This window comes from Pseudomonas sp. Teo4 (genome assembly GCF_034387475.1).
Taxonomy (GTDB): Bacteria; Pseudomonadota; Gammaproteobacteria; order Pseudomonadales; family Pseudomonadaceae; genus Aquipseudomonas.
Genome location: NZ_JAXCIL010000003.1, coordinates 64,739 through 90,814, shown reverse-complemented (window position 1 = coordinate 90,814; position 26,076 = coordinate 64,739). Strand labels below are relative to the sequence as shown.

The window sequence follows — 26,076 nt, the reverse complement described above, 5'->3', positions numbered from 1 at the left end:
GATCCCAAATGACCAAGACTAAAAATAATTATGTACTGCGAGTAACTTGCCCTTCGATCCGTGGCGTCACAGCTGACATCACCAGCTTCTTGTCTTCTCGCGGCTGCAACATCCGCGACAGCGCACAGTTCGACGATGAGAGCACCAACCACTACTTCATGCGTATTACCTTCCGTTCGGAAGAAGGCCAGTCGCTTGAAGATCTGAGAAAAGAGTTCCAACCCCTTGTTGATAAATACAAGATGGAGTTCGAATTCTTCGATGAGCGCGCCAAGCGCAAAGTCATTCTGATGGTTTCCCGTTTCGGCCATTGCCTGAACGACCTGCTGTATCGCTGGGGCATCGGCGCCCTGCCAATCGATATTGTCGGTGTGATCTCCAACCACCTGGATTTCCAAAAGGTGGTCGAAGGGCATGGTATTCCCTACCACCATATTAAGGTGACCAAGGAGAACAAGGCTGAAGCTGAAGCAGCACAGATGCGCATCGTCCGCGAGGCGGGTGCAGAGCTGATCGTACTCGCCCGTTACATGCAGATTCTGTCTGACGAAATGTGCCAGCAGATGTCGGGGCGGATCATCAACATCCATCACTCGTTCCTCCCGTCGTTCAAAGGCGGCAGCCCCTACAAGCAAGCCTTCGAGCGAGGCGTGAAGTTGATCGGTGCAACCTCTCACTTCGTCACCGCCGACCTGGATGAAGGCCCCATCATCGAGCAAGACATTGTTCGAATCACCCATGCGCAAAGCCCAGAAGACTATGTCTCCTTGGGTCGAGACGTAGAAAGCCAGGTGCTGGCACGGGCCATTCATGCCTACGTGCACGGGCGTGTGTTCATGAACGAGAACAAGACGATTGTGTTCCCGCCGTCGCCTGATTCGTACTCCTCTGAGTCTATCGGTTGAGATGAGCGCGTCCCGCGCTCGTTTCGCCATAGTACCTAAGTGTTTGATCAAAAATTGGTGTAGGTGACTTGTACCCTCTTGGACGTCAACCCAAGGGGGTATTCCTACTCGTAAAAATTGAAATTGCAAGTTGAAGTAAGCCATGCCTAATCAATAAAGCTTCGGCACTTTACCTATCTCATTTATAGCTGCCCAAATAAAGAAAACAAGGTGCGGGGCATAGAAATGCAAGATACAACTTGGCTGTTAGGAGTTCTGTTTTCCTCCATTGCACTGATCATCTTCTTGATCATGAAAGTACGACTTCACGCTTTCTTGGCGTTGATAATCGCGTGCTTTGTCGTCGGCTTCGGCTCCGGCATGCCGGCAACTCAAATCGTCAAATCACTGGAGTCGGGAATAGGCGGAACCCTTGGGTTCCTGATCGCCATCATCGGGCTCGGCGGCATCTTGGGCAAAATGCTTGAGGAGTCAGGCGGGGCCGAGCGGCTGGCCAAGACTCTTCTCGACAACTTGGGATCAACACGGGCCCACTGGGTCATGGCTATCGTCGGCGCTATCGCTGGCATTCCTGTGTTCTTCGAGGTTGGATTCGTACTTCTCATACCTTTGGTGTATGTGGTGGCCCGCGAAACCAAGATCAACTTGATGTTTCTTGGGATCCCACTGGCCATCTCTCTGATGACCATCCACTGCATCCTCCCCCCCCACCCGGCTGCCATGGCCATCACTGGTATGCTACATGCCGATGTAGGTACCGTGATTCTTTACGGCCTTATGGTCGGCATTCCGACCATGATCATTGCCGGGCCCATCTGGGTGAGTCTGTTCTGCGGAAAAGCAGCGAGCGAAAAGCAGCAAAGCTTCTTGGAGTCGCACGGAAAGCACTTGCCTGCTGAACGGGCACTCCCAGGCATCGGCATTACGCTGATGACCATCGCCTTGCCACTGATCCTGATGGTCTTCAAAACCGCTGCTGCTGGCCTACCGGCTGACTCTCTGGTACAGCATGTCGCGCAGTTTGTGGGCAACCCACTGACCGCCCTGATGATCTCCGTCGCCTTTGCCTACTGGTCTCTTGGCTTGCGCCAAGGCCGCACCATGCAGCAACTGCTAGAGATTACCCAACGCGGTTTCCCAGCGCTTGCAAACATCATCTTCGTGATCGGCGCCGGCGGGGCTTTCAACGCCGTCCTTATCGAGAGCGGCGTTGGTAAAGCGATTTCGAACATGCTGGCCGGCACTGATATCAACCTGATCATCCTGGCATGGTTCATCGCATGGCTGATGCACTTCGCCGTGGGCTCGGCAACTGTGGCCATGGTAAGCGCTGCGAGCATGATCAACCCAATGCTGGCCGCTGACCCTCACCTGAAACCGGAAATCTTGGTCGTCGCTATTGGCGCCGGCTCCATAGGCTGGGCACACGTCACCGACTCGGCATTCTGGGTCGTGAAGGAGTATTTGAATGTCTCGCTGTCGGAGGCACTCAAGAAGTTTACCGGAGGAACCGTTGTTGCCTCCCTCGTTGCACTCCTGGCCACCCTGATACTGAATTACTTCCTAGGTTGACTTTAGCCATTTGCCATTGACGGCCTCCTTTCCCAACCTATTTGACGCCAAGCGGAATGGACGTCAAATAGGTAAGCACCTGGTGAATTGAAACTATGCCAACACATTATGTTTATCTCGGCCTTGGCAGCAATGTAGAGCGGGAAATCCACATTGATATGGCCCTGTCGATGCTTGAAGAACACATCGACCCTCTGCGCCGTTCGCCTATCTATGAAAGCGCCTCGATAGACCCTCGACAATCCCCGTTTTACAACCTGGTCGTAGGGGGCAGTACCGACCTCAGCCTGGCCGAACTCAACGCGTGGATCAAAGACATCGAACTCCTTCATGGGCGAACCAGCAGCACTCAACGCTTCATTCCCCTTGATATCGATATCTTGCTGTTTGATGACCTCGCGGGCCTCCATGAGGGGATAGAGCTCCCCAGAGCAGAAATTCTCGACCGGGCGTTCGTGCTCTATCCGTTGCAGCAACTGGCCCCACACCTCAAGCACCCAGGCCTCGGCATTTCATTCGCCGAGTTGTGGCGTCAGTTGCAGCCAGGGCCTCAGCTGTCATCTGTACGTTATCCCTTCGGTGTCAGCTCGTTTGCTCTTACAGTGCAAGCCGGGAGATTTCCGCTACCGGGTGATCCCTGCCAGCTCGCAGCGATATAGCCCGATCAACGATCCACACGTCTTGAACTCGCTGGAGCCTTGTATGCAGCCTTTTCACGTGCATCCTCTCCCTTACTTGGCAGACCCCACCGTCTTTTTCGCAGTTATCCGTAATGCCCCTGGGGCTGTTCTCTTTGACTCTGGTCGCCCAACGTCCCAACGAGGCCGCTACGATCTGATGAGCGCCTGGCCGATCAGAAGCTTTCAACCGTATGAAGGTGAGTCTTCAGCAGCATTCGCAGAGCGTTTACGGGCTGCGCTCAAGAGCCTCGGGCATAGGCGCCCAGATGAAGAGTTGCCATTCACGGGCGGCCTCATGGGGTATCTCAGCTATGACTTTGGCCGAGCAGTGATTGGTCTCAAGCCGTCGGAGAGGGTGCAGATCCCAACTGCCCTTATCGGTCTATACACCTGGGCCCTAGTATCAGACCATCAAACGCGCCAATCACGACTGATCTTCAATCCGGCTGTAAATAACCAGGAACGCAAAAGCATCATTTCGCTGTTTCAATCGGGCACGACAAGGAAAACAGACGAGCCTTTCACATTGGGCGCCAAGTTTACTCCGACCGTTACCTACAACGCTTACGAAAATGCCATCTCCAGCATCCATGACTACATCGCAGCGGGTGACTGCTACCAAGTGAATTTCACACAGAAGTTCTTTACCAGCTATTCGGGCAATCCATGGCGCGCCTATGAAATCCTCCGAAACCATTGCGCAACCCCTTTCGGTGGCTACATCAACCTGGGTCAGCATGACGCCATAATGAGTTTTTCACCCGAGCGCTTCATTCAGAGCATCAATGGGCGGGTTGAAACTCGACCTATCAAGGGCACGATGCCTAGGGGCCGGACAAGCGCTGAAGACCAACACTACGCAGAAAAACTGGCAGCCAGCGAAAAAGATAGGTCTGAAAACCTGATGATCGTTGACCTGCTTCGTAACGACATCGGGAAGAACTGCAGATCCGGCTCAGTCAGCGTCCCTGAGCTGTTCAGCATCGAGTCATACCCAAACGTTCATCACCTGGTCAGCACTATCCAGGGCGAGCTAGCCGAGGGCAGAGATCCGATAAACCTGCTGTTCGATGCGTTCCCCGGTGGATCGATCACGGGTGCACCGAAGAAGCGCGCCATGCAAATCATCGATGAGCTGGAAGCGACTGAGCGCAGCATCTACTGCGGCTCTATGTTCTATCTCGACACAGCCGGCCATATGGACAGCTCGATCACCATCCGGACACTGCTCGCCAACAGTGGGACGATCAGTTGCTGGGGTGGTGGAGGGATAGTGGCCGAGTCGACCGCCCAGGGTGAGTATCTAGAGTCCGTGACGAAGATCCGAAACCTCCTGAAGTGCCTGGAGAGCTACTTTCTACCGTAATCAACCTAGTTCACGACATCAGCAACAGATTCAGTGAACAGGGTGCACTCCGGCAACGTGACGCCCTTCTTGACGATCACGCCTCCACACAACACTGACTGAGCGTGAACAGTGACGCCCCGCTTCAACACCGGGCTTTTGCATGCCCCTACAGGGCTGCGAAGGACGCTAACCGCATTCCAAAGCGTGACATCGTCTTCGATCACCACACCGTCATCAATCACCAAGCCTTGGCCATGGCGGACAACTACACCTTTGCCGATCTCCGCGCCAGGATGAATATCGATTCCCCACACCTGAGCAGCCCAGTTCTTCAACATCATGGCGTTGTGGTGTTCGAGATTGAGCCAGAGCATATGACTGATGCGATAGAGCTGCAGAGCCTGGAAGCCTGCACAGGAGGACAGCGCGACATAGTGATCGACACAGGACGGATCATCTTTTACGAAACGCTCGAGATCAGCTGCAGACTGCACAGCGATTGCCGGCTCAGAGCGGAGCAGCGCCGTCAGCCAGGCCTGCAGCTTGTCTCCGCCCAGGTGCCTCAAGCTGAACCCGAGATTGGCGCCCAGAGCTGCCTCGAAGCAGTCATGTTCGAGAACGCGGTACTCCACATTCCATCGCATAACGGGGTTCCAGCCCGCAAACTGCTCAGCTTGTTGCCTGAGCGAACGCCATACCTTGCTCATGTGGCCTCATGAATTTCAGAATCAAGGAGATGATGAGTTAATGTGGCACGTAGTTCCACAACAGTATAGCTTAAGTTTCCTTAAGCATTAGGTAAGAATAGCTTACCAAAAGGAGGAACCTACCCAAGCCTTACGCTGATGAGTAATTTTGAAGCATTAAGGATGTGAGGTGCCGCAGCGCATCATAATCTTCTAAGGACTATCAAATTTGAGAACTTCCCCGGCACTCTCATTAATACTGCCTATTATCCACAAAGTGCTGTCCAATAGCTGGGCATAAAAAACCGCCACAAAAGGCGGTTTTTCAATGGTCTTGCACGGGGCCTCCGACTCTCCTCGATGGGGTTTTAGTTGCCCCGAAAGAGTTCTCTTCTTCGGTGAGGTTTTGATGTCGGACACTTACCAGATGAGGCTACCTAGGATGCCATCATCCTGTTCAGGCGCGTTGTTCACTGGCGCCACGACTCCACGGTCTCAGCGCCGTGTTCGGCCTTCCAAGCTTTGAGAACTGCGTGGTTACCACCTTTGGTTTGCACCAATTCACCGCTATGTGGGTTTTTGTAGACCTTCACCTCACGTGGCTTGCGGGATGGCTTTTCTTGCACTTGAGTAGCCTGACGGCGAGTGCCTGCTTGCGGATCAAGGATGTTGATTACGTCCCGAAGGGTGTAGCCATACTCACCGAGCAGAGCGCGCAGCTTTTCCTCAAACTCCATTTCCGCCTTGATTGCGGAATCACCTTTCATAGCTTCCAGCTCTGCGAGCTGCTGAGCGAGTTGCTGCTCCAAGCGTCGGAACTCGACGAGACGAGACATATGCTTGCTTCCTAAATGGTTGTTTCAAGAAGAGGATAGTTTGTCATATTCGACTGCTACATCGAAGTGAAAATGTACGGCCCAATTGGGCCTAATGCCAAACTCATACTTAGGAATGCCAGTCGACTAACCAGTATCATCGTTCAATGACTGGTCGCTGCCGGGCCGCCCAGAGCCTGAAGCTGATAGTCCGTGACCGCCTGGAAGCGATGCTCAGCGAGCAAACGCAGCCGCTCAAGCTCAGCGCCAGTAATACCGCCATTCTGCGCCTGGTGATACGCCTTCAACGCCTCGACGGCTTCCGCGTACATCGGATGATCATGAGGAAGCATTTTGCTGAGGTCTTTCATGACTGCTGCTCCAATGGACAAAGGTTCCGGGTGGCGTGAGCTCAAGATTACTCAGGCTTGAGGGCGTTGAGTATGTCGGTCATCCCTCTCTACCACCCCTATATTCTCGAGGATACAGCTCACGAGCTCTGGGTGTTGGCCAGCTGCCTGAAGCTCTTTGGCCAGCCGTTTCAACTCAGCAGATTCTTGGCTCGTGAAGATCAAATCGCAATAATGAAGGTCTGCGGTAACCTCATTCATCCTGGCCTGATTATCCTTCATGGAAGATACCTGGGCTGGGCAAGAGCTATCGGCCACTAGGCCAGCCTAGACCGCCCATTGGTGCCTTCAAATTGGCCTCGAACGGGCTCGGAAACGGCGTCACGGCCACCGAGGCCGTAATAAGGGCTGCTCAAAAAAAATCTAAGCCGCTCTGCATTTGAGGTCAACAGAAAAGCTAGCCGGCCTAGCGGCCGGATAAGCGATTTTTTTTACGACGGCTCAAGCCAGGAGACATCGTAGCCTTTGATCAAAGAAGCATCAAAAGCCACTCGACCTTCATGTTGATAGCGAAAAGAAAAAGCAAAGCAATAGAAGCAGCTGAAGGTTATTCGACGAGTGACGGGGGAGAGGTGGGAGAGAGCAGCTTTTTTTTGATTACAAATAATATACTCCGTCCCGCAAAAAAAATTTCAAGGGGGGTCTTTGAAAAATATTTCGGAAGTCGCCATTTCAATGGCTCATGGCCATCAACTACCTGCAGGATCTACCTAAGAGCGGAACCCTCAACGATCCCGCTTCAACCCCTCCCCCTCGTGGAGTTTTCTATCCGCCCAAAGGCTTCATCGGCCAGGAAGGCGTCCGCTTTTTCTTCGAACATCATGCCGAGCCATCGCGCTCGCTTGATGCCTGATAGCTGAGTGAAGAAACAGCTTTCGCAGAGGTGCAACTCGTACACCTCACTGTGGTGTGTCGCCCCGTCACCCCATGCCCCGTGCAATGTTCCAAACTGAAAATCGCCCTCGCGCCCCCGCGTGGAACACCCACAGCCGTCACACGTGACGTCAACAATTTCGTTGGGTTCATGTAATCGCGTGAGCTTCATTTCATACCCCACTCTTTAACTCGCTCATCAGGACTCAAGCCATACACTCAGTGCCTGGTTTTCGAATTCTCACCAGCGCAGTCGCCAGCCCAATCGCACACCACATAGACACTGCGTAGGGTTCGGACAACCAGGAAGCCCTGAAGCTCTTGGGAGTCGAGGACGATTGATGTGATGATCGACGACCCATCCTCGAAGCGACGCTCGCGATCGCCGAAAACGATCCCTTTGAGGGATAGCTCACCGGCCTCATATCGCACACTCGACAAGTACCCCGTTATCTCGACCCCAAAGGAACGTTGCATTGCCTTTGCGACGCTGCTTGACCACATCACTCAGGTAAGCCGTGATGGGCATAGGGTACTTCTGAGCCATTGCCCGGATGACCCGCTTGAGTTGAAAAGTCGAGAGCTCTTCACCGCAGTATTCCTTGATTTGATCTGCCATTTACACTTCCTGTTCATGCACCTAAACCACACCAATGCACTTGGTGCTGATCGCTTAAGCGACCTTCAAATATCGACGGTGAACTCTGAAGAAAACCCCGAGCGCTCACCCGGATACCCTTTCGGATTGGAGACCACACGACAGCCAGAGACGACTGTGTCCACCGCGTGATGCGTATGGCCAAAAATCCACACGTCGGCCTGCGCTACCAAGTCGTACCATGTATTGAAATAAGCAGCCCCCAAGTGACCCTCATGACCACTCCCGGCAACCTCAGGGATAGGGCAATGGTGCGTGACCACAACGGTCGAACCGTCAAAGCTCTTGGCGAGCTCTGAGGCCAGGTAAGCACGAGCAGCAATGTTTCGGGCAATGAGGTCGACCGGGCGAAGCTTGCTGTAGCCCGTTCCGACGCGGATCCGTTTGAAGTCAGTCATCCACTCTGCGCATTCCCGCATCGCGGCCCTGTAATCGCCGGTTGCGGTGTAATCCGTCCAAGCCGTAGCGACCAAAAAACGGACGCCGCCAATGACGATGCTCTGGTTGTCCAGCACATGCACGTGGTGCGCAGCGGCCTCACGCATTTTGGCCAACGTCCGATCAACGTTTCCGCCGTAATGCTCGTGGTTGCCACAGGCATAAATCACCGGGCAATCGAAGACCTCATTCGCCCAATGCACACCCCGGCTACGCACTGAAATGTCGCCCGCCAGTACAACGAGATCCGCGTCTACTGAAGGTGGCTGGAAGTCAGCAAACTCCAGGTGCAGATCTGAGAAAACCAAAACCTTCATACGGAACCCCGTACTCCACGCTACGGAAGGCAAAAAACGTCGCCCATCTAAGGCCACCCAGAGGGGGCCGGGCTCAAAAAATCTGGAATGCTCTACGGCTGCAACGACAAAACCAGCTCGAGCTTCGCCTGCTTCCGGTAACCATCACCGACGAGAAGGTAGATCGTGCTTCTCGTTTCAAACATGCACGGGTGCTCGAACGAAACCGCATACGTAGATCTCACCCAGGAGCGCGGTGCAAAACGCCTCCGGCTGTCATGGATCACGTCATGGGCAAAGATCACCATGGGCGCGATTCCATTCGGCAACGGCTCGACCTCTTCCGGAGGTAGTTCGACCAGAATCCAGCGCTGCACCAGGCAAAACGCTTTACCTGAAAAGCGTTCGTGCGCAGCTTGAACCAGGTCAACTCTCGTACCTGTCCAACCCTCCAATAGCTCCCCAGCGCCGTAAAGAAACTCCGTTACCTCATCCAACGAGATGACCATGATTCAGCCTCTCGCGCTCGAATAGACGTGGCCATCACTCGTGACAAATTCGTACACCGGGGTCGGCTGGGTACCATCCTTGATCCGAATTTCGGAGAGCAGCTTCATCGAGAACTCGGATTGATTGGTCATCGCTGGAGGGGCGAGGAGCTGGACTTTGTTAACGCTTAAAAAATCCACTGCATCCCCTTTGCAGAGGGAATCAACAACCTCAACGCTCGACACCAAACGCACGGAGGGGCCTAAACAGCCATTAACGAAGCCACTTCCTTCAACGACAAAGTAATAGCAATCAGGATTGAGGCTTGCTGAATCCCAAAACAAATTCAGGCTGTCCAGAGCTAAAAACTGCCCTCGTAGTTCGGTTCTTTGGGTGACCAGCACGACACACTCCACCTATCAATCGCGGGCAACTGGCTAGCACTTCGCCCCTAAACAATTCATATAAATTGACAACCTCGCGCCCACGGATGATCGTGCTTTAAGAACAAAAGCCACATGCGGGAACGGATGGCGCCACCATAACACCATTCTACATTCACTGCCTATAGTACGTAGATGTAGAATTTTCAGTGTGGCCTTATGCTTCCCTTTGCGGGAAGCCATCACATGCCATCGCGATACACTCTGGCAGCCGTCCTCCGCACCACGCGTGCCGCTCGTGGCCTATCCCAGGAACATCTCGCAACCACGGTGGACGCTAGACACCTGCACAGGGTCGAGCACGCGAAATCCAACATCAGCCTTGAGATGCTCGAAGACATCAGTAAGCGCCTGGACGTCGATTCGGTTGCACTCCTCGCAGCTGCCGCTTGCTACGAACGCCACGAGTCACTTGAAGAGTTCATGACGCACCTCTGGACAGAGCTGAGCAAGCTGCGTGAGATGCGTGTGATGGAAAACCTGCCGGCGCAGTTCTCGAATGGGGTGCTGATAGCGGCGAAATCCGGCAAGCCGCCGACTCCTCCAGACAGGATCAAAGCAATCCTCGACTGCAAGGCTGACGGCCTCAGCCAGAAAGAAACTTCAGTGAAGCTTGGGATGCCTTACTCGACTGTCCACAAGTTCTGGCACATGCCAGCGGGGGAGCGGAAGGCCTGAGCAGCTGAGCCTTCAAATTCTCACCAGGGGGCGCTGTAGGCTCCCGGAGTTGTACTGCCGGCGGAAAGTCAGCTGAACACGACAACCGACCCATAGGGCCGGTAATCGTATGCCAGGTCAATCAGACCGAGACGGCTGCCGCGATGTGAGGGTGCGGGTCGTAGCCAACGAGTTCGAAATCTTCGAACTTGTAATCGTAGATCGATGCCGGCTTGCGCAGCAGCTTCAACTCAGGCAGCTGCCGAGGCTCACGAGCGATTTGAGTCTTCACCTGTTCCATGTGATTGGAGTAGATGTGGACATCACTCAATGAGATCACGATCTCACCCACATCCAGATCGCACTGCTGAGCCAGCATGTGGGTCAGGCACGCCAAGGACGCCGTATTGTATGGCAGCCCGAGGAAGCTGTCGGACGAACGGATGAATAGGTGTGAAGACAGCTTGTTGTTCACAACATAGAACTGGTACAGCAGGTGGCACGGAGGGAGTGCCATCTTGCCGTTTTTGGCGTTCTCTTTCGGGCTCACCTTCTCATCAGGCAGGAATTCGACATTCCACCCATGGAACAAGATCCGACGACTATTAGGGTTCGTCTTCAACGCATTGACGACATAGTCGATCTGGTTGATCGTTTTCCCATCTTTGGTAGGCCAGGCTGTCCACTGCTTGCCATAGACCGGGCCTAGGTCACCGTCTTCGGTGGCCCACTCATTCCAGATCTTTACACCATTCTCATTAAGCCACTTGATATTGGTATCCCCATTGAGGAACCAAATAAGCTCATTAACGATACTTTTGAAATGCAATTTCTTAGTTGTGAGTAGTGGAAAGCCTTTCGACAAGTCGTGGCGAAACTGACGACCAAATACACTCACAGTACCGGTACCAGTGCGATCACCTTTGACCGCACCGTTTTCTAGAACATCAGTCAGTAGTTCCAGGTAGCTTTTCATGAATTTTTCTCCGCCTGGGCAGCTTCCAGGATACTGATAACCTGCTTGAGTCTATCAATTTCCTTCTGCGAGTCCAAGAGCCGCTTGTTAGCATCCGCCAGAAGGTTTTGATAAGTATCTCGAGAACTTACCATGTTAATATATTTTCTTTCGCTCTTCTGATGCTCTTCCTCCGCATCCTTGCACTTAGTGAACCAATGCAGAATCTCAACCCTTGCGTTCTCCAGCTTTTCAGTCAGAAGCACCACAGGATCAACTGGTTTCTTTTTTGTGACCTGTTGGCGAAGAACTTCAATGCGCCGGTTTTCTTTGATGGTCTCCAGCCGTTCCAGAGGCCATACACGCTGCCTGATAGTATTGCGGTGAATACCCGTTAGCCGGCTCAGTTCCGCCGCCGTTGCTTTCAGTGAGTCATTCGCCGCGATATCCAGAAGCGCTTGCGCGAGCAGCTCAGAATAACGATCAAAATCTTCTTTGTTTTTCTGATCGAAAGCGTGGGAGTCCGTCATCAGAGTTCCTCTCCCAGCAGCTCAAGCACCCCGTAGGCCTCTTCCATTGCAGCTTTGCTTTGGGCATGCAGATGGGCGTACTCAGGGTTCCCCAGCAGCTTCTTGTTTTGATAGTACACATCTCGCCAGGCAGGGGCGTTGGCCTTGCTGACGACAGCATTTTCGCAACGGTTCGGGTTGCAGCGAAGCCCACCGATGCAGGGGATCGATTCATCGAACTCCATGGGCCCACCGCCATAGCAGAAGCCCTGGCCCACGCTGATGACAGCAATGTGCTGATCAGCCATGGCCTCGAAGATATCGTCCTTGGTGTGTCCGGATGCCATGTAACCTTTGAAGACCTTCTGCAAACGCTCCTTGTGCGCTGCAGCGTTCACACCGGCATAACTCCCATCAGGATCGAATCGCTGCTTGATGCTCTCAACCTCGGCGACATGGCGTAAGGACTTGCCGCTTACGCCCCTACCGCCACTTTTCGTCAGCATTTCAGCGATTTCACCGTACCCCAGAGTCGTCTTACTGAAGCCCCGCTCGGAATGGCCAACCCCTACGATTTCGCCAAAGTGCTTCAGCTGGTGAGAGATGAAAGGCAGGCCCACATCAGCACGATAGAGCTGATAGGCTAGCGTGTGCCGCATCATGTAAGCATTGAATTCAAGATCTGAAAACTGCTCAGCAGTCAGAACTCTTTCGAAAAATTTATCGAGTGTAGCCTTGGTTCCCACACTACTCAGCGGCTGACCCAGCATACCAAAGAGCACCGTATCGACGTTCGAGAAGATAAAATCATTATTCTTATATTTGGCAAGCAGTTGTGCAACACGCACAGCATCTCGAACTATCGGAATAGCCAACCAGAAGTCGTCGAAAAGTTCTACAAGGTTGTCTTCATGCTTGCTGACATTGCTTCTCAAAACCCAGTACGAACCATCGAAAATAAGGCACGAACTAGCCAGAAGCTCGGTATACTCCGAAGGACGCATGCCGGTATACTGCCCAATGATATACAAGCAAGCGTAGTTCACGTAATTCAAATAACGCCTGAAATCATCATCAATTGGGGAGCCTGTGTCCAACAAGTAAAGCTTAAGAGCATACGGTGCTACCACGCTAAAATAACGACTTGCTCTAAAGTCATCGCAACCAATTATTCTTGAAATCTCGTGCTTAGGAAAACCTTTCTGCTCAAGCCGCTTGTAGACGTACAAATTAAACTTCAGCCGACAGGCACCTTGCTCTTTCGCAAGATAAACACCTTTACTGTTTCGCCGATTAAGAGTAGAAGTATCAATAACTTCCTCGCCCATAGCATGGCGGCGGCAAAAACTGAGTGCAACACCTGACCTTTCCGGTAGGGTGTTGCCATGTCTTATCACGAACTCAGCGTTGAAGAACGCTCCGATATCCAGGTCAGTCTGCTGCGTGGCATGAGCCAGCGCGCCATTGCCCGAATGCTCAACCGCAGCCCCTCAACGATCAGTCGCGAGATCCGTCGCAATCGTGATGCCCGGGGTGAGTACACCACCCAGCATGCCCAACAAGCCATGCGCGATCGTCGATTGCCCTGCCGGCCCCGGCAAAAGCTGGTGCCCGGCAACGAATTGTTCGAGCTGGTCGCCCACCTGCTGCGACAGCGCTTTTCTCCCGAGCAGATTGCCGGCAAGCTGCGAACCATGAAATCCCCAAGCTTCGAAGACGCCTACGTCTGCCGCGAGACGATCTACAACGCGATCTATGCCCTGCCGGTCGGCGAACTGCGCAAGGAGCTGATCATCTGCCTGCGGCAAGGCAAAACCTCCCGCCGTCCGCGTTCTGGCGGCGTAGATCGCCGTGGCCAGATCCCGGACATGGTCAGCATCCATGTGCGTCCGCCGGAGATCGAGGATCGCGTGATGCCGGGACATTGGGAGGGCGACTTGATCAAGGGCAAAGCCAACGCATCGGCCGTGGGTACGCTAGTCGAACGCACCAGCGGCTACCTGATGCTGGTGAAGATGCAAGACGCGACGGCGACCTCGGCCGTGGAAGGCTTCAGTTCGGCGCTGAACCATATGCCGCTGGCGGCCCGCAAGAGCATGACCTACGACCAAGGGCGGGAGATGGCGCGTCACGCGGAAATCACCCAGAAGACCGGGGTGGCAATTTACTTCTGCGACCCGCACAGCCCCTGGCAGCGCGGCAGCAATGAGAACATCAACGGACTGATCCGCCAGTACCTGCCCAAGGGCACGGATCTGTCGGTGTGCAGCCAAGAGCAGTTGGATGCGATTGCCTACGAGTTGAACATCCGACCGCGTAAGCGCTTCGGTTTCAAGTGCCCCATCGAGGTCATGACCGAGCTGATGGCCAAGCATCACGAGGCTCCCGCCTCAATCCAGTAACTGTGTTGCACTCAGCTCCTGCAACCGCCAACTCATTTGCCATACCTCGTGATTGTGATTGCTTTGTAGTGTCTTTTCTGGGGAGCAGCCTCGCTATTGCGAGGCTTCAACTCGGGCGTTCACAGCCGCTAAGTCCTCAGGTAGGGAGAGGCCGGCGATCTTCAGAAGTGTGGCAGCAGTGGACTTCGTACCGTCGGTAGTCTTCTGCATCTTGCCGAGCACCACGCAACGGTTTTCCCACATAGCGTCGCCTTTGCTCGTTTCTACAGCAGCAAGGCGCTGCATGGAATGCCACCGGGCGCGGCTCGGATCTATGACTTTCGCATCGCGGTCGATTGGCGTCAGGTAGGTACCTGCGAACAGCGCTTCCCGACCAAAAATCCCCAGCGCCTCCAAGAACACCGCATGACCAATAACCATGACTTCTCGCACATCAGCCGCGGGAATCCCGCCACTGATCATGTGGGCCCATTGAGGCAGATGTTTTCCGCACTCCTCCAGGAATTGACGAACCAATCCCTCGATCCCATGCAGGCGTGTTTCGTCGACCAGGCCGATGGTTCGCTCGCTGACACCGGTGAGCAGGGTAACGAACTTTTTGAACGCCACCAGGCTCCATAGCTTGTACGAACGCTGCCCAGGCGTCGCGTTCTCGAAGTCGATGCGTTTTTTGATGTTGGGCATGCCGTTGAGCAGTTTCTGGATCCAGGCGTTGTAGGGATTTCGGTGGTCGTACAGCGCGTTGATGGCAGACGATGGTTTGACCGCCTTGCTGTTGATGTCAGCGAAGATCTGCTGCGAGCGTTTTAGGCCCTGGTCGAAATGAATTTGTACCGGCGCCGTCTCGTTCTGCAACGTGGTGTCGCCCTTGAGAGCCAGTTCGATCGCGTAGCGCCGATGCTGGCCATCGTTGATCAACATGGTCGCGCTCATCGGGATGTGGAGCATGCCGAGTTGAGGAATCCCCTCGAACGGTTCGAAGGCCATGGCGATGTCGACGCTGGCAGTCAACGCCGGCAGGACGTACTCGTCGCGGTTGGCCAGCATGTATTCGCTGATGTCCTCTGCCCGCTTCTTGTTGAGGGCACGCTGTGCCCTCAGCTCCGCCGGCACCGCCTCTTCTTCGTCAAAGACGAATAGTTTCGCCAATATCGGATAGGGAATCTGGGCCAAGTAGAACTCGCCACGTGCCTGCACGCCGCGGACTGCAGGCACGGAGAAACATGGCTCGTTGCGGATCATATCGATGGCCTTTTGCGCCTCGTACCCGCGTGCCCGCAAATGCGCAGCCTCCTGCTGCTGGAGCACATGTTCCTGGTGCTCCTCGCGAACTTCCTGCTCGTAGCGCTCGCGCAGCTCGTCCAGGGTGAGGCCTTCCTGCTGCAGGTAGAAACCCGCATCATCGGCCAGCCGGTCCGGCTTGCCCGTGAGTTCCATCGAAAGAATCGCTGCCATCAGCCGCTTGCAAAAGGCCCGACGCTGCTCGCGGTCGTAGTCCTCGATCAGCTGCTCAACGATATCGCCCTTGCGAAGCGCGTTTTCCGAATGTACTGCGATGAACGCGCTCTCACTGTGGATAGCGCGCTTGCGCTTGTTCAACTTGTCCCGGGCGCTCATGGCAGCGACCATGTCGCGGTGGACTGACACGACCTCTCCCCGCGAAATGGATTTGTCTAGAAAGCAGGCTTCGCGAGCGATAACAACGTCGTACATGAGGACCTCCAGCGAGAATGAATTCGACGGAGGAATATTGAACCCCGGTTCAATCTATAGCAAGTGCTATTTTGAACTGGACTTCAATTTTTTAACGGTCGGGAGACCCCGAACGGCATCATCCCAGTGCGCTTCCCGATCGGGATCATTGCCGAGCTTACTGATCCAGGCAGGCGACAACGACCAGCGCTCGGCGAGCGCTAGCCCAGTCCATCCCTTGCGGCGATACTCGCTCTTGAACTGCTCGGGAGTCATTCTGTCAGCCATAAGAGCCCCTTCCGCCTGAGTCAATCATTGAGCTCGACAACGGCAACGCCAGTACCGACCACCGCCTGGAAAGCAGCAGCATCCAGCGCTTGGTATTCGCCGCGGTGCAGGTGGACACGAATCACCGGGTCAGCTCCGCCAGAAGAGATCAACGCCAACGAACGCTCTAGCAATTCGCGCAGTTGCTCGGTCGGTCCGCCCTCAGGACCTGCAAGACGGGTATAGAACACTGCAGTGTTCTCAACGGTCGGTTTCGCCTTCTCGGCCAGTAGCGGACACCAGGTGTCCGGCCCCATGATCTGAATGCCGGCCTGATGGAAAACGCCCGATGCGGTTTCCAGGGTGAACTCATGAGTCGCTCCATACTGCATAGTCTTCTCCAGTCTTTTGAACATCGCCATGGGGCCAACAGTTTGAACTGAGGTTCAATCAGCAGCAAGAGCTTCCTGGGTAGAGTCTGCAGACAGCTCCAGGACAACCAAGCGCTCCTCGCATTCCTCACAAATAACTTTCAACCCTGGCTTGCCCCACATGTTTAGCCGGCAGCCTGGGCAGGAATATTTCAGCCTGTTGCTCCTGTCACCTGGTTGCCTCACTGACACATCGAGACTCGCCACTGCTGCTGGGGCCTGATAGGCCAGGGCGATAGCCGGATCCAGCTCGTCAGCTATTTCGTCTACGCCGGCGTCCAAATCATCGTCCCCCTGGTAGTCCTGACTTGCCGGAGGCATCAGCGATGCTGGCATAAGCGACATCGGACGCGATGGTCCCCTCACGTCGACCGGGAATCGGTCCATCCACGAGATGGCGAACCCTCTTTTCAGCAACTCCCGGGTTGCGACATCGAACCGACCGCCAGGTATGACGTAGTCGTTCATCGACTGCCCTACCCTCTTGCCGCCAGGCTTGCCCGTGTCGGAGGGCATCAAGCCCAGAGCCTCCATTTTGTTGGCCCACTCTGTGTTGTGGTAGCAGGCTCGACTTGGCTTTCCAAAATGGTATTGCCAGAGGTGCACCATTTCATGCACTAGCGTCTGTAGGATCTCGACCAGGGGAATCACTGCGAAGTAGTCGGGATTCATCGCAATCTCATCCGCCTTGATCCCATCGCGGCGAATGAAACGGGCCTGAGAGAAATACCCCATGGTCCGCTTTTCGCGCTGATATGTGATCAAGCACGCCGGCAGCCGCTCCTGGCTCGCGAACAAATGGTCATTGTAGAAATCGTAGGCAGCCTGCAGCTCTGCATAGGCTTCCTCGGTCGGCCGTCTGTGGCTCACCAGCACCCCCGCTGCTTGCAAGTCTGTAATGTGCAATACAGAAAAAACATTCAAGTCTCTGTATTGTGCAATACAGAAACCACGCCTGAAACAAGGCCCCGAAGGGCCTGGCTCTACATCTATTACTGAGCGTTCACTGCACGCTTCAGCGGTTCCCCCGGGGTGAATCTCACCGCCTTCCTGGCTGCCACAGTCACAGGCTCACCAGTATTCGGGTTGCGTCCGTTTCGCGCAGCACGGTCGACAACGCTGAACACGCCGAAACCGACCAGGGAAATACTCCCTTGACTGACCAGCGCACTCTGTATACCAGAAAGCACGGTATTCACGATTTCCGATGCTTCTGCCTTGGTTAACCCGTGTTTCTCGGCGACAAGCCCAACAAGCACAGCCTTGCTCATCCTCCGCTCCTTTGTTCGTCCTGGCTCAGTTCCAACGGAAAACGCCTCACAGCCGCGGCCAACACTCAGGAAGTCGCGCTTTCCGTGATTCCAAGCAGCTTGTTGATGTCTGCTGGCCTACAGCCAGCATACTCTAGAAGTTGATCTATTGCAGGGTACCTCTCGCCCTTTTCGGCTTGGTAGCGCTGAATTGTGGCATCCAGCACGAGCATTGCTGCAGATATCGCCAGTGACTGCTGCCGCTGCTTACCCGGCGCTCGCGCAGGAATTTTCAGCGTTACCTGGCATTTCTCGAAATCGAGAGCCGCATCGCCTACGAGGACGCAGGAAATCTTCAAGTTGTCTTCACCCACGTCAAAACCTCCGCGCACTATGACAATACGTATTAAAACCATTTTTCCACCAAACCGCCACTCTACTTCTCTCCCTCATCACTGAAAGCTGCCTGCGCGATACCTCGCCAATGACCGCTGAAACGGCCTCAGGCCGCCCTAGACATGGTGTAAATATGTTATTTACACCATGTCTAGCAGTTATAATACAACGAAAGTTGACAGATGCCCGCCCATTCGCTCAAATCAGGCGCGGATAGTCTAACGATAGTCAAGGCATGGCCAGGTGATTGGCTCACGTTGAAGCGTTACCGGTGATCGGAGCAGGAAATCCCTGCTTCGGTAGAAATCAGCCGATTTTCTAAATTTCCTTGCATCGTTGTTATTTTTGCGTATTGTCTGCGATTATAGCACAACGAAAGTCAAAAGGAGATCACGCATGAAGCTTTCGCAGCTCGCCGGGCTCTGGTCGAAGGACAGGGGGTTTATCCAGTTCTTGAACGAAGAATCTGCTTTCCGCTCGGAAAGCTCGCCATTTGGTCTGGCCAGCGGTGATCGGGATCCCGCTGACCTGATCCGTGCCAAATGCTCGATTTCTTCCCGCCGGGACCTGGACACCGACAAGGCAGCTGCTGCGATCTTCAATCGCGAATTTCGTCACCCGTACATGGCTTGGGCTGCAAAAACCAGTCGGACTCAGCAAGCCATCCGCACAACGTTCTAGGAGCTGTCATGTTCTTCTCTAACCTGTTGCTTTACCGCCTGACGCAAGACCTCGCGAAAGATCTTGGAATCGATGGCGAATCGCTCGCCCATGCGTTGAAGTCGAAGCCAGCTCGCGCCTGCGGCAGCCAAGAACTCACTACCTACGGCTTCATTCCTCCGCTGGGCAAAGGTGAAGATGCTCCGCTCGTGCACGAAAGCAGCGGCTTCTACCTAGTGGCGGCTCGGAAAGAGGAACGCATCCTTCCCGGCAGCGTCGTCCGTGACGCATTGACGGAGAAAGTGGAAGAGATCGAGACCGAGCAAAGCCGCAAGGTCTACAAGAAAGAGCGCGACCAACTCAAAGACGACATCGTCCAGGCGTTCCTCCCTCGGGCCTTCATCCGCAAAGCAACTACCTACGCCGCGATCGCTCCAGCTTTGGGACTGATCATCGTGAACGAGTCGAGCGCCAAAAAGGCCGAAGATCTCCTCTCGACACTTCGCGAAGCTGTGGGCTCTCTGCCGGTACGACCGATAGCGGTGAAGGTGGCCCCCAGTGCCACTTTGACCGATTGGCTGAAGAACCAGCAGGCCAGCGAAGGATTCTTCGTCCTGGACAACTGCGAGCTAAGCGACACCCACGAGGAAGGCGGCACCGTTCGCTGCAAACGTCAGGACCTGACCAGCGACGAGATCCAGAACCACCTTTCCGCAGGCAAGCTCGTCACGCGGCTGTCGTTGGCCTGGAACGACAAACTCAGTTTCACCCTGGACGAAAAACTCACCGTCCGCGGTCTCCGCTTCGAAGATCTGCTGCAGGAACAGGCCGAGCGCGATGGAGGCGACGATGCTCTATCCCAACTCGATGCCAGCTTCGTTCTGATGATGCTCACCCTGAGCGAATTCGTTCCGGAGCTGCTGGATGCCCTGGGCGGCGAAGAACAGCCGCAGGGGATCTGAGCGATATGACTGCCTATATTCACCCCAAGATCCTTACCCGCGAGATTCGCCATTTCCACCTGTTCTGCGGGCTGGGCGGTGGAGCTAAAGGTTTCAACAAAGCCAACCCTCGCGTAGGGAACCTCCAAGGCAAGTTCCGCTGCATCGGTGGCATCGACGTCAACGCGGCAGCAATCCGGGATTTTGAACGCCTCAGCGGATCTCGCGGAACCGTCCTCGATCTCTTCGATCGTGATCAGTTCAAGGACTTCCACGGCAAAGAGCCGCCGCGGGAGTGGCGCGAAGCCACTGCGGCAGATATCCGTCATGCGGCCGGCGGCGAATACCCCCATATCGTCTTCCTCTCGGCCCCCTGCAAAGGGTTCAGCGGACTGCTGTCGGAAAACCGCAGCAAGACCGCCAAGTACCAGACATTGAACCGTCTAACCCTACGTGGCGTATGGCTGATGCTGGAGGCCTTCCAGGATGACCTCCCGGAGCTGATCGTTTTCGAGAACGTGCCTCGCATCCAGAATCGTGGCCGCCGCCTCCTCGATCAGATCGTTCAACTGCTGCGCCGCTACGGGTACGCCACTGCCGAGACGACGCACGATTGCGGCGAGCTCGGTGGCCTCGCTCAATCCCGTAAACGATTCCTGCTCGTCGGCCGCAACATCAACAAGGTGCCGGACTTCATCTATGAACCTGTGAAAAAGTCGCTTCGTTCGGTAGGCGATATCCTGGGCCGTATGCCTCTCCCCGGCCATTTCGACGGCGGTCCAATGCACCGCGTACCGAACCTGTTTTTCAAGACTTGGTTGAGGCTGGCCTTCGTTGAAGCGGGCAAGGACTGGCGATCGCTGAACAGGCTGAATGTCGAAGACGGCGTGCTGACCGACTACTTAATCGTACCCGAGCAGACCTGGCGCGATGGTGCCCTTGGTGTTCACCGCTGGGATTCCCACGCCGGGACCGTTACCGGGCGTGCCGAAGCCACCACGGGGCGATTCAGTGTTGCGGACCCACGCCGCTTCGACGCCATGCACAACGGCATTCTGGGCGTTCACGAATGGGCAGATCATTCCGGCACCGTCACGGGTAATTCCCGGCCGATGACTGGCGCCTTCGCTGTCGCGGATCCGCGACCGGAAAGCAAAGCCGAGTATGCGCAGTATGGCGTCATGCACTGGGGAGACACTAGCGGCACGGTGACCAGCCAGCGCTCGCCTGGCCAGGGCACCTTCAGCGTGGCTGACCCGCGCCTGTCTGCAGACAGCAGCACTCACAAGAACGTCTTCCGCGTCGTCCGCTTCGATCAAGCGTCCGGTACCGTTACCAGCGGGCATGGTCCAAGCTCAGGCGGCCAGGCAGTGGCGGATCCTCGTCCAGGTTGGAATCGCCACAGTAACAACCTGGCAGTCCTGGAATGGGAGAAACCCTCGTCCACAGTCATTGCCGGCGGCAAGGGCGTGCAAGGTGGCCAACTCTCCATTGCGGATCCTCGCTATACCAACTGGCATCCTGGTGCGAGCAGCCGAAAGCTCGGCGTTACACGCTGGGACGAAACTTCTGGTTGCGTCATCGGTGCCCAGCAGGTTGCGTCAGGTGCTCTCGCGGTCGCTGACCCGCGCCCGGGCCTGGACCGCAAGAAAGGCGACAACTACCTGACTGCCGGTCACTACGGCGTGGTCCCTTGGGACTCGCCTGCAGGCGCGGTATCCGCAGCAGCAGGCCATGACAACGGATCCTGGTCGGTAGCTGACCCAAGGATCCCTGCAGATAACGAGCGCGTTGTGGCTCGGATCATCGCCCCTGACAACACCTGGCATCGTCCCTTCACCACGCTCGAACTCTGTGCGCTCCAAAGCCTGATCGAGCCGGAAGAGTATCTGGAACTCGACGGGCTCTCCGATGGTGACTGGAGGGAGCGGATCGGCAACGCGGTGCCCCCGGATGCAGCCGAAGCGATCGGCGAGGCGTTCGGTACCACCCTACTCCTGGTCTGGAGCGGGCAGACCTACTCAATCGGCAAAACCCCAATCTGGGTACGCAACAGCCTCGCAGCGCTGTCCGTTGCCCAAGGAGATTTCAATGTCCAGTAACCATGCCAACGGCCGTATTCGCTACTTCGTCAACGACACCTCGCGCAAGGCACTCGCGGCTGCAGGGCGAGGCCCTGCGCGAGAGGCCCTGGAGAACGGTTTCCGAGAGGTATCCCAGGAAGAGCATCGCCAGTTCACCGCAGAGAATGCCCGCCTGCTGCAGGCAGTCCTCTCGAACGTAACAACGTACCTTCCACTAAAGGAAGAGGTTGCGGCATGACCCAGGTATCGATTCCTGAGCAGCAGCTTCGTCTGCTGCATCACACGCTTGGCCTTCGCCCCGACCAACGCGAGTCGCATCGGAACCATTACTTGGCCGGACCAGGGCATTACGCGATGCCGGATCTGGAGGCGCTGGTCAAAGTGGAGTTGATGGTTGTCGGCCGGACACCGGCATTCTGCGACCCCACCGACGTGGTGTTCCACGTCAGCGAGGAAGGCAAGCGATATGCCTTGCAGCATTTGCCGCTGCCGCCGAAAAAGACCAAGTTCGCGGAATACCTCGACTGGGACTGCTGCGAAAGTTTCGGCGATTGGTTGCTTGGCGGGATGAAGCCAAAAGTCGAATGGCGCGAAAGCGGAGGGAAATTTGAGTACCGCATGTACCGCTGTCGGCATAGCGAACAGCACTCGGAAGTGAAGGGAGAGTGGTGTCGCACCCAGAAAGATGCCAAAGCCAGCTACAAGTCCGCCCTGCGGCAGCACCGCCAAACCATGAGCCAGATGCGCTCGGCAATGCAGAAGGCCGCATGAAGCCCTCCAATCAGCCCGACTTCACCCACCGCGATCTGTGCGACATCGCGGTGAAATGGCTTCAACGGCCAAACAGCGCCGGTGGTCCAGGCTGCCATGTTGCTGTCAGTGAGTGCCGCACGGGCTGGACCGGGGAAATTCCCGACGCAATCGGCTTCCGCGCCGCGGGATTCGAAGACGGATCCATCGTCATCGAATGCAAGGTCAGCCGCTCTGACTTTCTCGCGGATCGTCGGAAGTCTCATCGGGTGTCGGGAGGCGTCGGCAACTGGAGATACTTCTTGGCCCCGGCCGGTGTGATCCAGGCGGACGAACTCCCTCAAGGGTGGGGCCTCCTGGAAGTGAACCGACGTGGCCACGTCAAAGCCCTCGCGGGCGTAGCCGCCTATTACCGGTGCGGCTACGACGAGCTGCGAGAGCAAACCGCCGTGTGGCGTCACGAGGCCGATCGTGACCGCGAGCAATTCCTCCTGGTGAAGGTTCTTCATCGCGCCGGCAATCCCGAAACGGCCAACCGGAATCTGCAGATCGCCTTCACCGAGAACCAGCGCCTGAAGCAGCGCGTCAACGAGCTCACCGAAGAGATCCGCTCCGACCGCCTACGCCGGTTCTCCAAACCGCCTCGAAACGAACAAGCAACGCCCCGATCGACCACGCGCTCCGTCCCCTGCGAACTGTGAGGTAACAAATGAGCAGCTTCGTCAATGTCATTTTCCGATTGCCCGAGGATCCGGCCGAGGCCCGAGCCTTCTTGGACTCCATCGGGGAAGCCTTCGAGAACGACAAACCCCTGCAGGGTGCGCTGATCAGCTCCGCCTCTCTACTTCCCCAGGACGGCAGGGTAATCGCTTTACCCCCGATTTCTGCGCCTGACCTGCTCGCTCCCGGCCTGCAGGTAGCAGGCGCGATATTCCGCCAGATCGCGCAAGCCTACCGACGCGACCATGAGCGCCTGGTGGCAGCAGGCGCTGACCCACAGAGCAACAAACACCTGCTGGACGCCGAGATGATCATCCGCATCGCGCTCAAGCAGATGAATCAGGAGACCGAACGTCTCCTTTACAAGGCATCCGGCGAGCACGCTGAGGCCGAATCTTCCTCCACCTGAGCTTCACTCATCCGATAGGAGCAACACCATGGCACGAGGCGTCAACAAAGTGATTCTCGTCGGCAACGCCGGCGGCGACCCGGAAGTCCGCTACACCCCGAACGGCAACGCCGTAACGAACATAACCCTGGCCACCAGCGAAAGCTGGAAAGATAAGCAGACCGGCCAGCAGCAGGAGCGTACCGAGTGGCACCGCGTAGTGTTCTTCGGCAAGATCGCCGAAATCGCGGGTGAGTATCTGCGAAAAGGGAGCCAGTGCTACGTCGAAGGCACTCTCCGCACCCGCGAGTGGGAAAAAGACGGAGTGAAACGCTACACCACCGAGATCGTCGTCGACCAGGTGAATGGCCGACTTCAGCTGCTCGGCGGTCGCCCTCAAGGCCAAGGCGAAGAGCCCGCTCAGCGGCCGCGACCGCAGACCCCACCGCCGTCGCAACAAGGTACTCCGCCAGACTTCGACGACGACATCCCGTTCGGGCCGCTACCTTACCTCGCAGGGGCATAAAGCGTAGCTGGTAGTTTGATTTCCCCTGCGCAGGGTAATAACATTGTTAGCACCTTGCGCAGGGAGAACCAATATGCCGGATATCACTCCGAACACTGCCGTAAACCACCCTCAAGCACTCAGCCTACGAGCAGCTGCAGATCGAGTCTGCAGTTTGATCAGCGCCTCGCCGATAGAGCGTGGAGACCAGCTCGAAGCATTCGTCTCCGAGCTCACACCGGAACATGCGCAGATCTCCTTCAACTTCCAGGGGGGAGTGGTTCAAGGCCATCTCAACCTGACCCTACGATCAATCCCACCGAGGATCTGGGTGCAATTCCCAGTACCTGGCCACGAGCCGACAGCAATATCTGGTGACGGGGTGGATGCACAGGCGTCGACGCTTGCGGAGCTCGTCCGCAAGCAAATGGCAAAACGCCCACCTGTCTCCGAGCGATTCAAAGCGCTCCAGGCGCAGCGCAACCGCCTTTCGCAAGAGGCTACAGAACGTTGAAAACGACTATCCGTGCGATTGGGAATTCTCAGGGCATCACGATACCCAAGCCGTTGCTGGCCGAACTCGGCGTAAGCCTTGGCGACCCTGTAGACGTCTCCTTCAAAGATCAGACCCTGGTGGTGTCCAAGGTCGCTACCGAATACGACCTCAGCACGCTAGTCGCCCAGTGTGACCTGGAGGCCCCGGAGCCGCCGGACATCCACTGTTGGAGAACATCCGCGCCGGTAGGAAACGAAGCATGAGCAAGCGCCCGCAGCATCAATTCGACCGCGGTGACATCGTCTCCCTGGACATGGGTAGCGCTTCAACGCAGGTGGCCTGTAAAGCGCTCGTGCTTTCCCCAGCAGCGTACAACGCCCTGGGGCTCGCCCTAGCCGTTCCTATCACCGAGCACGACAGCAGCCGCTACGCCGGCTTTGCCGTCGCGATCGTCCTTCCGGGGCGCACGCCGGCGAGCGGGGCAGCCTTGGTCAACCTGGTGCGGCCGGTGGATCTTGCTGCAAGAGGTGCGAAGCTGCTCGGGAAGGCACCCCAGACAACCATAGATGAAGCCCTGCAGCGCCTGCAGGCGGTTGTTGGGAAAGACCAATGAGCAGCGAACCCACGCTTCGGCAACGCACTGGTGTTGTCATCATGGCAGTTCACCCAGCGCTTGGCCCGCTCTACTGGGAGTTCGTATCCGAGGCCAGCGTGGGTGGTCCTGATTACCACTCGATCACCACCCGCATCGACAGAGCTCTGCTTCTCGCCCCTGACTGGCGTACATCCTCCACTTTCAGGCTGCACAGCAACCATATGGAACGTGTTCTGCGCGATCAGGTGACCGTCGTAGACGACTTCGACCCCGACGGCGGCCCCTGGTCCCAGATCGATTTCGAGGGCGAGCTCAGTGCCCTGCACTCGCAATCAGGTCAAAGTGATAAAGAATTTCTGGATTGGATACGGTCTGCCGAATGGGGTGATGCCCCCGGTCCAATCGTAATCGAGAGGCTGGTTGATCATGGCTACTTCTATGAGTGGGAACGATCAAGTATGAGTGACGCACTTTCGCATCGAGGTCCGGTCGACCTGACAGTGGTGTACGGCGATGGCGGCCAGGCGAATCGCCCGGCCGCCGACGTCGTGATCAGCCGCGTCGCCGCCGGCGAAACAGTCGCAGTGCTGCTTGATACCGCCTTGGGATTCGCGATGCTCAGCCGCGGGGATGTGAAGCGGGCTCGTCTCGTTCTGCCAGACGGCGCGGTTATCGCCGGCAACGTCGGCGAAGTGTCAGCGGACTATTTCGAGCTGATTGAAGATTGGCACCAGTAGCACCTGGTGCCCGTGGGCTGGCAACCAC

33 protein-coding genes are annotated in these 26,076 nt (G+C 56.1%); 18 read left to right on the top strand and 15 right to left on the bottom strand.

Annotation, left to right across the window (positions count from 1 at the left end; all coding sequences use genetic code 11):
* Positions 1 to 8: 8 nt before the first annotated feature.
* From purU to pabB, 4 genes are all read left to right on the top strand, one after another.
* Complete coding sequence (gene purU / locus PspTeo4_RS28210; RefSeq protein ID WP_009683817.1) at positions 9 to 905, top strand: formyltetrahydrofolate deformylase; 897 nt, start codon at positions 9 to 11, stop codon at positions 903 to 905.
* Between the two features lie 225 nt (positions 906 to 1,130).
* Positions 1,131 to 2,477 (top strand): gluconate:H+ symporter, encoded by a 1,347-nt coding sequence (locus PspTeo4_RS28205; protein WP_016715860.1) that lies wholly within the window; start codon positions 1,131 to 1,133, stop codon positions 2,475 to 2,477.
* A 95-nt stretch (positions 2,478 to 2,572) separates the two neighbouring features.
* Positions 2,573 to 3,136, top strand: coding sequence for a 2-amino-4-hydroxy-6-hydroxymethyldihydropteridine diphosphokinase (folK, locus tag PspTeo4_RS28200; RefSeq protein WP_009683814.1), 564 nt, complete (start codon positions 2,573 to 2,575; stop codon positions 3,134 to 3,136).
* A 43-nt stretch (positions 3,137 to 3,179) separates the two neighbouring features.
* The gene (gene pabB / locus PspTeo4_RS28195; RefSeq protein WP_009683813.1) at positions 3,180 to 4,523 is read left to right on the top strand and encodes an aminodeoxychorismate synthase component I; all 1,344 of its coding nucleotides are present in this window, start codon (positions 3,180 to 3,182) and stop codon (positions 4,521 to 4,523) included.
* A gap of 5 nt (positions 4,524 to 4,528) precedes the next feature.
* On the opposite strand, the gene PspTeo4_RS28190 is transcribed toward pabB, so the two are convergent.
* From PspTeo4_RS28190 to PspTeo4_RS28180, 3 genes are all read right to left on the bottom strand, one after another.
* Entirely contained in the window at positions 4,529 to 5,212 is a 684-nt protein-coding gene (locus tag PspTeo4_RS28190; RefSeq protein WP_009683812.1) for a serine O-acetyltransferase, read from the bottom strand.
* Positions 5,213 to 5,661: 449 nt separating this feature from the next.
* Positions 5,662 to 6,027: a histone-like nucleoid-structuring protein, MvaT/MvaU family gene (locus tag PspTeo4_RS28185; protein ID WP_009683811.1), complete on the bottom strand. Its 366-nt coding sequence runs from the start codon at positions 6,025 to 6,027 to the stop codon at positions 5,662 to 5,664.
* A gap of 143 nt (positions 6,028 to 6,170) precedes the next feature.
* A complete protein-coding gene (locus tag PspTeo4_RS28180) occupies positions 6,171 to 6,377 on the bottom strand; it encodes a hypothetical protein (RefSeq protein WP_009683810.1) in 207 nt (68 codons plus the stop codon).
* 721 nt (positions 6,378 to 7,098) lie between these two features.
* Between PspTeo4_RS28180 and PspTeo4_RS28175 the strand changes: the two genes are divergently transcribed.
* On the top strand, positions 7,099 to 7,269 hold the full coding sequence (locus PspTeo4_RS28175; RefSeq protein ID WP_157050342.1) for a hypothetical protein: 171 nt from the start codon (positions 7,099 to 7,101) through the stop codon (positions 7,267 to 7,269).
* Between the two features lie 441 nt (positions 7,270 to 7,710).
* Here the strand turns inward: PspTeo4_RS28175 and PspTeo4_RS28170 are convergent, their stop codons facing one another.
* From PspTeo4_RS28170 to PspTeo4_RS28155, 4 genes are all read right to left on the bottom strand, one after another.
* On the bottom strand, positions 7,711 to 7,908 hold the full coding sequence (locus tag PspTeo4_RS28170; RefSeq protein ID WP_033690579.1) for a hypothetical protein: 198 nt from the start codon (positions 7,906 to 7,908) through the stop codon (positions 7,711 to 7,713).
* A 65-nt stretch (positions 7,909 to 7,973) separates the two neighbouring features.
* Positions 7,974 to 8,702 carry a metallophosphoesterase family protein gene (locus tag PspTeo4_RS28165; RefSeq protein ID WP_009683806.1) on the bottom strand — a complete coding sequence of 243 codons (729 nt, stop codon included), beginning with the start codon at positions 8,700 to 8,702 and terminating at the stop codon, positions 7,974 to 7,976.
* Between the two features lie 92 nt (positions 8,703 to 8,794).
* Positions 8,795 to 9,190: a DUF6957 family protein gene (locus PspTeo4_RS28160; protein WP_009683805.1), complete on the bottom strand. Its 396-nt coding sequence runs from the start codon at positions 9,188 to 9,190 to the stop codon at positions 8,795 to 8,797.
* A gap of 3 nt (positions 9,191 to 9,193) precedes the next feature.
* Complete coding sequence (locus PspTeo4_RS28155) at positions 9,194 to 9,574, bottom strand: hypothetical protein (protein WP_028686728.1); 381 nt, start codon at positions 9,572 to 9,574, stop codon at positions 9,194 to 9,196.
* 198 nt (positions 9,575 to 9,772) lie between these two features.
* Between PspTeo4_RS28155 and PspTeo4_RS28150 the strand changes: the two genes are divergently transcribed.
* Positions 9,773 to 10,291, top strand: coding sequence for a helix-turn-helix domain-containing protein (locus tag PspTeo4_RS28150; RefSeq protein WP_120170241.1), 519 nt, complete (start codon positions 9,773 to 9,775; stop codon positions 10,289 to 10,291).
* A 121-nt stretch (positions 10,292 to 10,412) separates the two neighbouring features.
* Here the strand turns inward: PspTeo4_RS28150 and PspTeo4_RS28145 are convergent, their stop codons facing one another.
* Genes PspTeo4_RS28145 through PspTeo4_RS28135 form a run of 3 tightly spaced genes read right to left on the bottom strand, consistent with a single transcriptional unit; the run spans position 10,413 to position 13,062 of the window.
* Positions 10,413 to 11,246 carry a thymidylate synthase gene (locus PspTeo4_RS28145; protein WP_144820921.1) on the bottom strand — a complete coding sequence of 278 codons (834 nt, stop codon included), beginning with the start codon at positions 11,244 to 11,246 and terminating at the stop codon, positions 10,413 to 10,415.
* The gene (locus PspTeo4_RS28140; RefSeq protein ID WP_144820919.1) at positions 11,243 to 11,755 is read right to left on the bottom strand and encodes a hypothetical protein; all 513 of its coding nucleotides are present in this window, start codon (positions 11,753 to 11,755) and stop codon (positions 11,243 to 11,245) included. The genes PspTeo4_RS28145 and PspTeo4_RS28140 overlap by 4 nt, the downstream gene beginning before the upstream one ends.
* Complete coding sequence (locus tag PspTeo4_RS28135) at positions 11,755 to 13,062, bottom strand: site-specific integrase (RefSeq protein WP_304642799.1); 1,308 nt, start codon at positions 13,060 to 13,062, stop codon at positions 11,755 to 11,757. Before PspTeo4_RS28135 ends, PspTeo4_RS28140 begins: the two co-directional genes overlap by 1 nt.
* A gap of 57 nt (positions 13,063 to 13,119) precedes the next feature.
* On the opposite strand from PspTeo4_RS28135, the gene PspTeo4_RS28130 reads away from it, so the two are divergent.
* Complete coding sequence (locus tag PspTeo4_RS28130) at positions 13,120 to 14,136, top strand: IS30 family transposase (RefSeq protein ID WP_008435491.1); 1,017 nt, start codon at positions 13,120 to 13,122, stop codon at positions 14,134 to 14,136.
* Between the two features lie 93 nt (positions 14,137 to 14,229).
* Here the strand turns inward: PspTeo4_RS28130 and PspTeo4_RS28125 are convergent, their stop codons facing one another.
* From PspTeo4_RS28125 to PspTeo4_RS28105, 5 genes are all read right to left on the bottom strand, one after another.
* Positions 14,230 to 15,849, bottom strand: coding sequence for a DNA sulfur modification protein DndB (locus tag PspTeo4_RS28125; protein ID WP_043092171.1), 1,620 nt, complete (start codon positions 15,847 to 15,849; stop codon positions 14,230 to 14,232).
* 287 nt (positions 15,850 to 16,136) lie between these two features.
* Complete coding sequence (locus PspTeo4_RS28120) at positions 16,137 to 16,487, bottom strand: hypothetical protein (RefSeq protein ID WP_009683798.1); 351 nt, start codon at positions 16,485 to 16,487, stop codon at positions 16,137 to 16,139.
* A 54-nt stretch (positions 16,488 to 16,541) separates the two neighbouring features.
* Entirely contained in the window at positions 16,542 to 17,402 is an 861-nt protein-coding gene (locus tag PspTeo4_RS28115) for a SprT-like domain-containing protein (RefSeq protein WP_023118077.1), read from the bottom strand.
* A 116-nt stretch (positions 17,403 to 17,518) separates the two neighbouring features.
* On the bottom strand, positions 17,519 to 17,797 hold the full coding sequence (locus tag PspTeo4_RS28110) for an HU family DNA-binding protein (protein ID WP_009683795.1): 279 nt from the start codon (positions 17,795 to 17,797) through the stop codon (positions 17,519 to 17,521).
* Positions 17,798 to 17,862: 65 nt separating this feature from the next.
* Entirely contained in the window at positions 17,863 to 18,150 is a 288-nt protein-coding gene (locus tag PspTeo4_RS28105) for a hypothetical protein (protein WP_131201113.1), read from the bottom strand.
* 418 nt (positions 18,151 to 18,568) lie between these two features.
* On the opposite strand from PspTeo4_RS28105, the gene PspTeo4_RS28100 reads away from it, so the two are divergent.
* From PspTeo4_RS28100 to PspTeo4_RS28050, 11 genes are all read left to right on the top strand, one after another.
* Positions 18,569 to 18,853 carry a hypothetical protein gene (locus PspTeo4_RS28100; RefSeq protein WP_009683793.1) on the top strand — a complete coding sequence of 95 codons (285 nt, stop codon included), beginning with the start codon at positions 18,569 to 18,571 and terminating at the stop codon, positions 18,851 to 18,853.
* Positions 18,854 to 18,861: 8 nt separating this feature from the next.
* A complete protein-coding gene (gene rdgC / locus PspTeo4_RS28095) occupies positions 18,862 to 19,794 on the top strand; it encodes a recombination-associated protein RdgC (RefSeq protein ID WP_023118078.1) in 933 nt (310 codons plus the stop codon).
* A 5-nt stretch (positions 19,795 to 19,799) separates the two neighbouring features.
* A complete protein-coding gene (locus PspTeo4_RS28090) occupies positions 19,800 to 21,875 on the top strand; it encodes a DNA cytosine methyltransferase (protein WP_049696793.1) in 2,076 nt (691 codons plus the stop codon).
* Positions 21,865 to 22,095, top strand: a complete 231-nt coding sequence (locus tag PspTeo4_RS28085; protein ID WP_009683790.1) for a hypothetical protein — start codon at positions 21,865 to 21,867, stop codon at positions 22,093 to 22,095. The genes PspTeo4_RS28090 and PspTeo4_RS28085 overlap by 11 nt, the downstream gene beginning before the upstream one ends.
* The gene (locus PspTeo4_RS28080) at positions 22,092 to 22,628 is read left to right on the top strand and encodes a hypothetical protein (RefSeq protein WP_009683789.1); all 537 of its coding nucleotides are present in this window, start codon (positions 22,092 to 22,094) and stop codon (positions 22,626 to 22,628) included. The genes PspTeo4_RS28085 and PspTeo4_RS28080 overlap by 4 nt, the downstream gene beginning before the upstream one ends.
* Positions 22,625 to 23,308: a hypothetical protein gene (locus PspTeo4_RS28075; protein ID WP_009683788.1), complete on the top strand. Its 684-nt coding sequence runs from the start codon at positions 22,625 to 22,627 to the stop codon at positions 23,306 to 23,308. Before PspTeo4_RS28080 ends, PspTeo4_RS28075 begins: the two co-directional genes overlap by 4 nt.
* Before the next feature lie 8 nt (positions 23,309 to 23,316).
* A complete protein-coding gene (locus tag PspTeo4_RS28070) occupies positions 23,317 to 23,736 on the top strand; it encodes a hypothetical protein (RefSeq protein WP_009683787.1) in 420 nt (139 codons plus the stop codon).
* 28 nt (positions 23,737 to 23,764) lie between these two features.
* The gene (ssb, locus tag PspTeo4_RS28065; protein ID WP_023118079.1) at positions 23,765 to 24,241 is read left to right on the top strand and encodes a single-stranded DNA-binding protein; all 477 of its coding nucleotides are present in this window, start codon (positions 23,765 to 23,767) and stop codon (positions 24,239 to 24,241) included.
* Positions 24,242 to 24,730: 489 nt separating this feature from the next.
* Positions 24,731 to 24,979 carry an AbrB/MazE/SpoVT family DNA-binding domain-containing protein gene (locus tag PspTeo4_RS28060; RefSeq protein WP_009684309.1) on the top strand — a complete coding sequence of 83 codons (249 nt, stop codon included), beginning with the start codon at positions 24,731 to 24,733 and terminating at the stop codon, positions 24,977 to 24,979.
* Positions 24,976 to 25,329: a type II toxin-antitoxin system PemK/MazF family toxin gene (locus tag PspTeo4_RS28055; protein WP_023118080.1), complete on the top strand. Its 354-nt coding sequence runs from the start codon at positions 24,976 to 24,978 to the stop codon at positions 25,327 to 25,329. The genes PspTeo4_RS28060 and PspTeo4_RS28055 overlap by 4 nt, the downstream gene beginning before the upstream one ends.
* On the top strand, positions 25,326 to 26,048 hold the full coding sequence (locus tag PspTeo4_RS28050; RefSeq protein ID WP_009684311.1) for a hypothetical protein: 723 nt from the start codon (positions 25,326 to 25,328) through the stop codon (positions 26,046 to 26,048). The genes PspTeo4_RS28055 and PspTeo4_RS28050 overlap by 4 nt, the downstream gene beginning before the upstream one ends.
* Positions 26,049 to 26,076 lie beyond the last annotated feature (28 nt).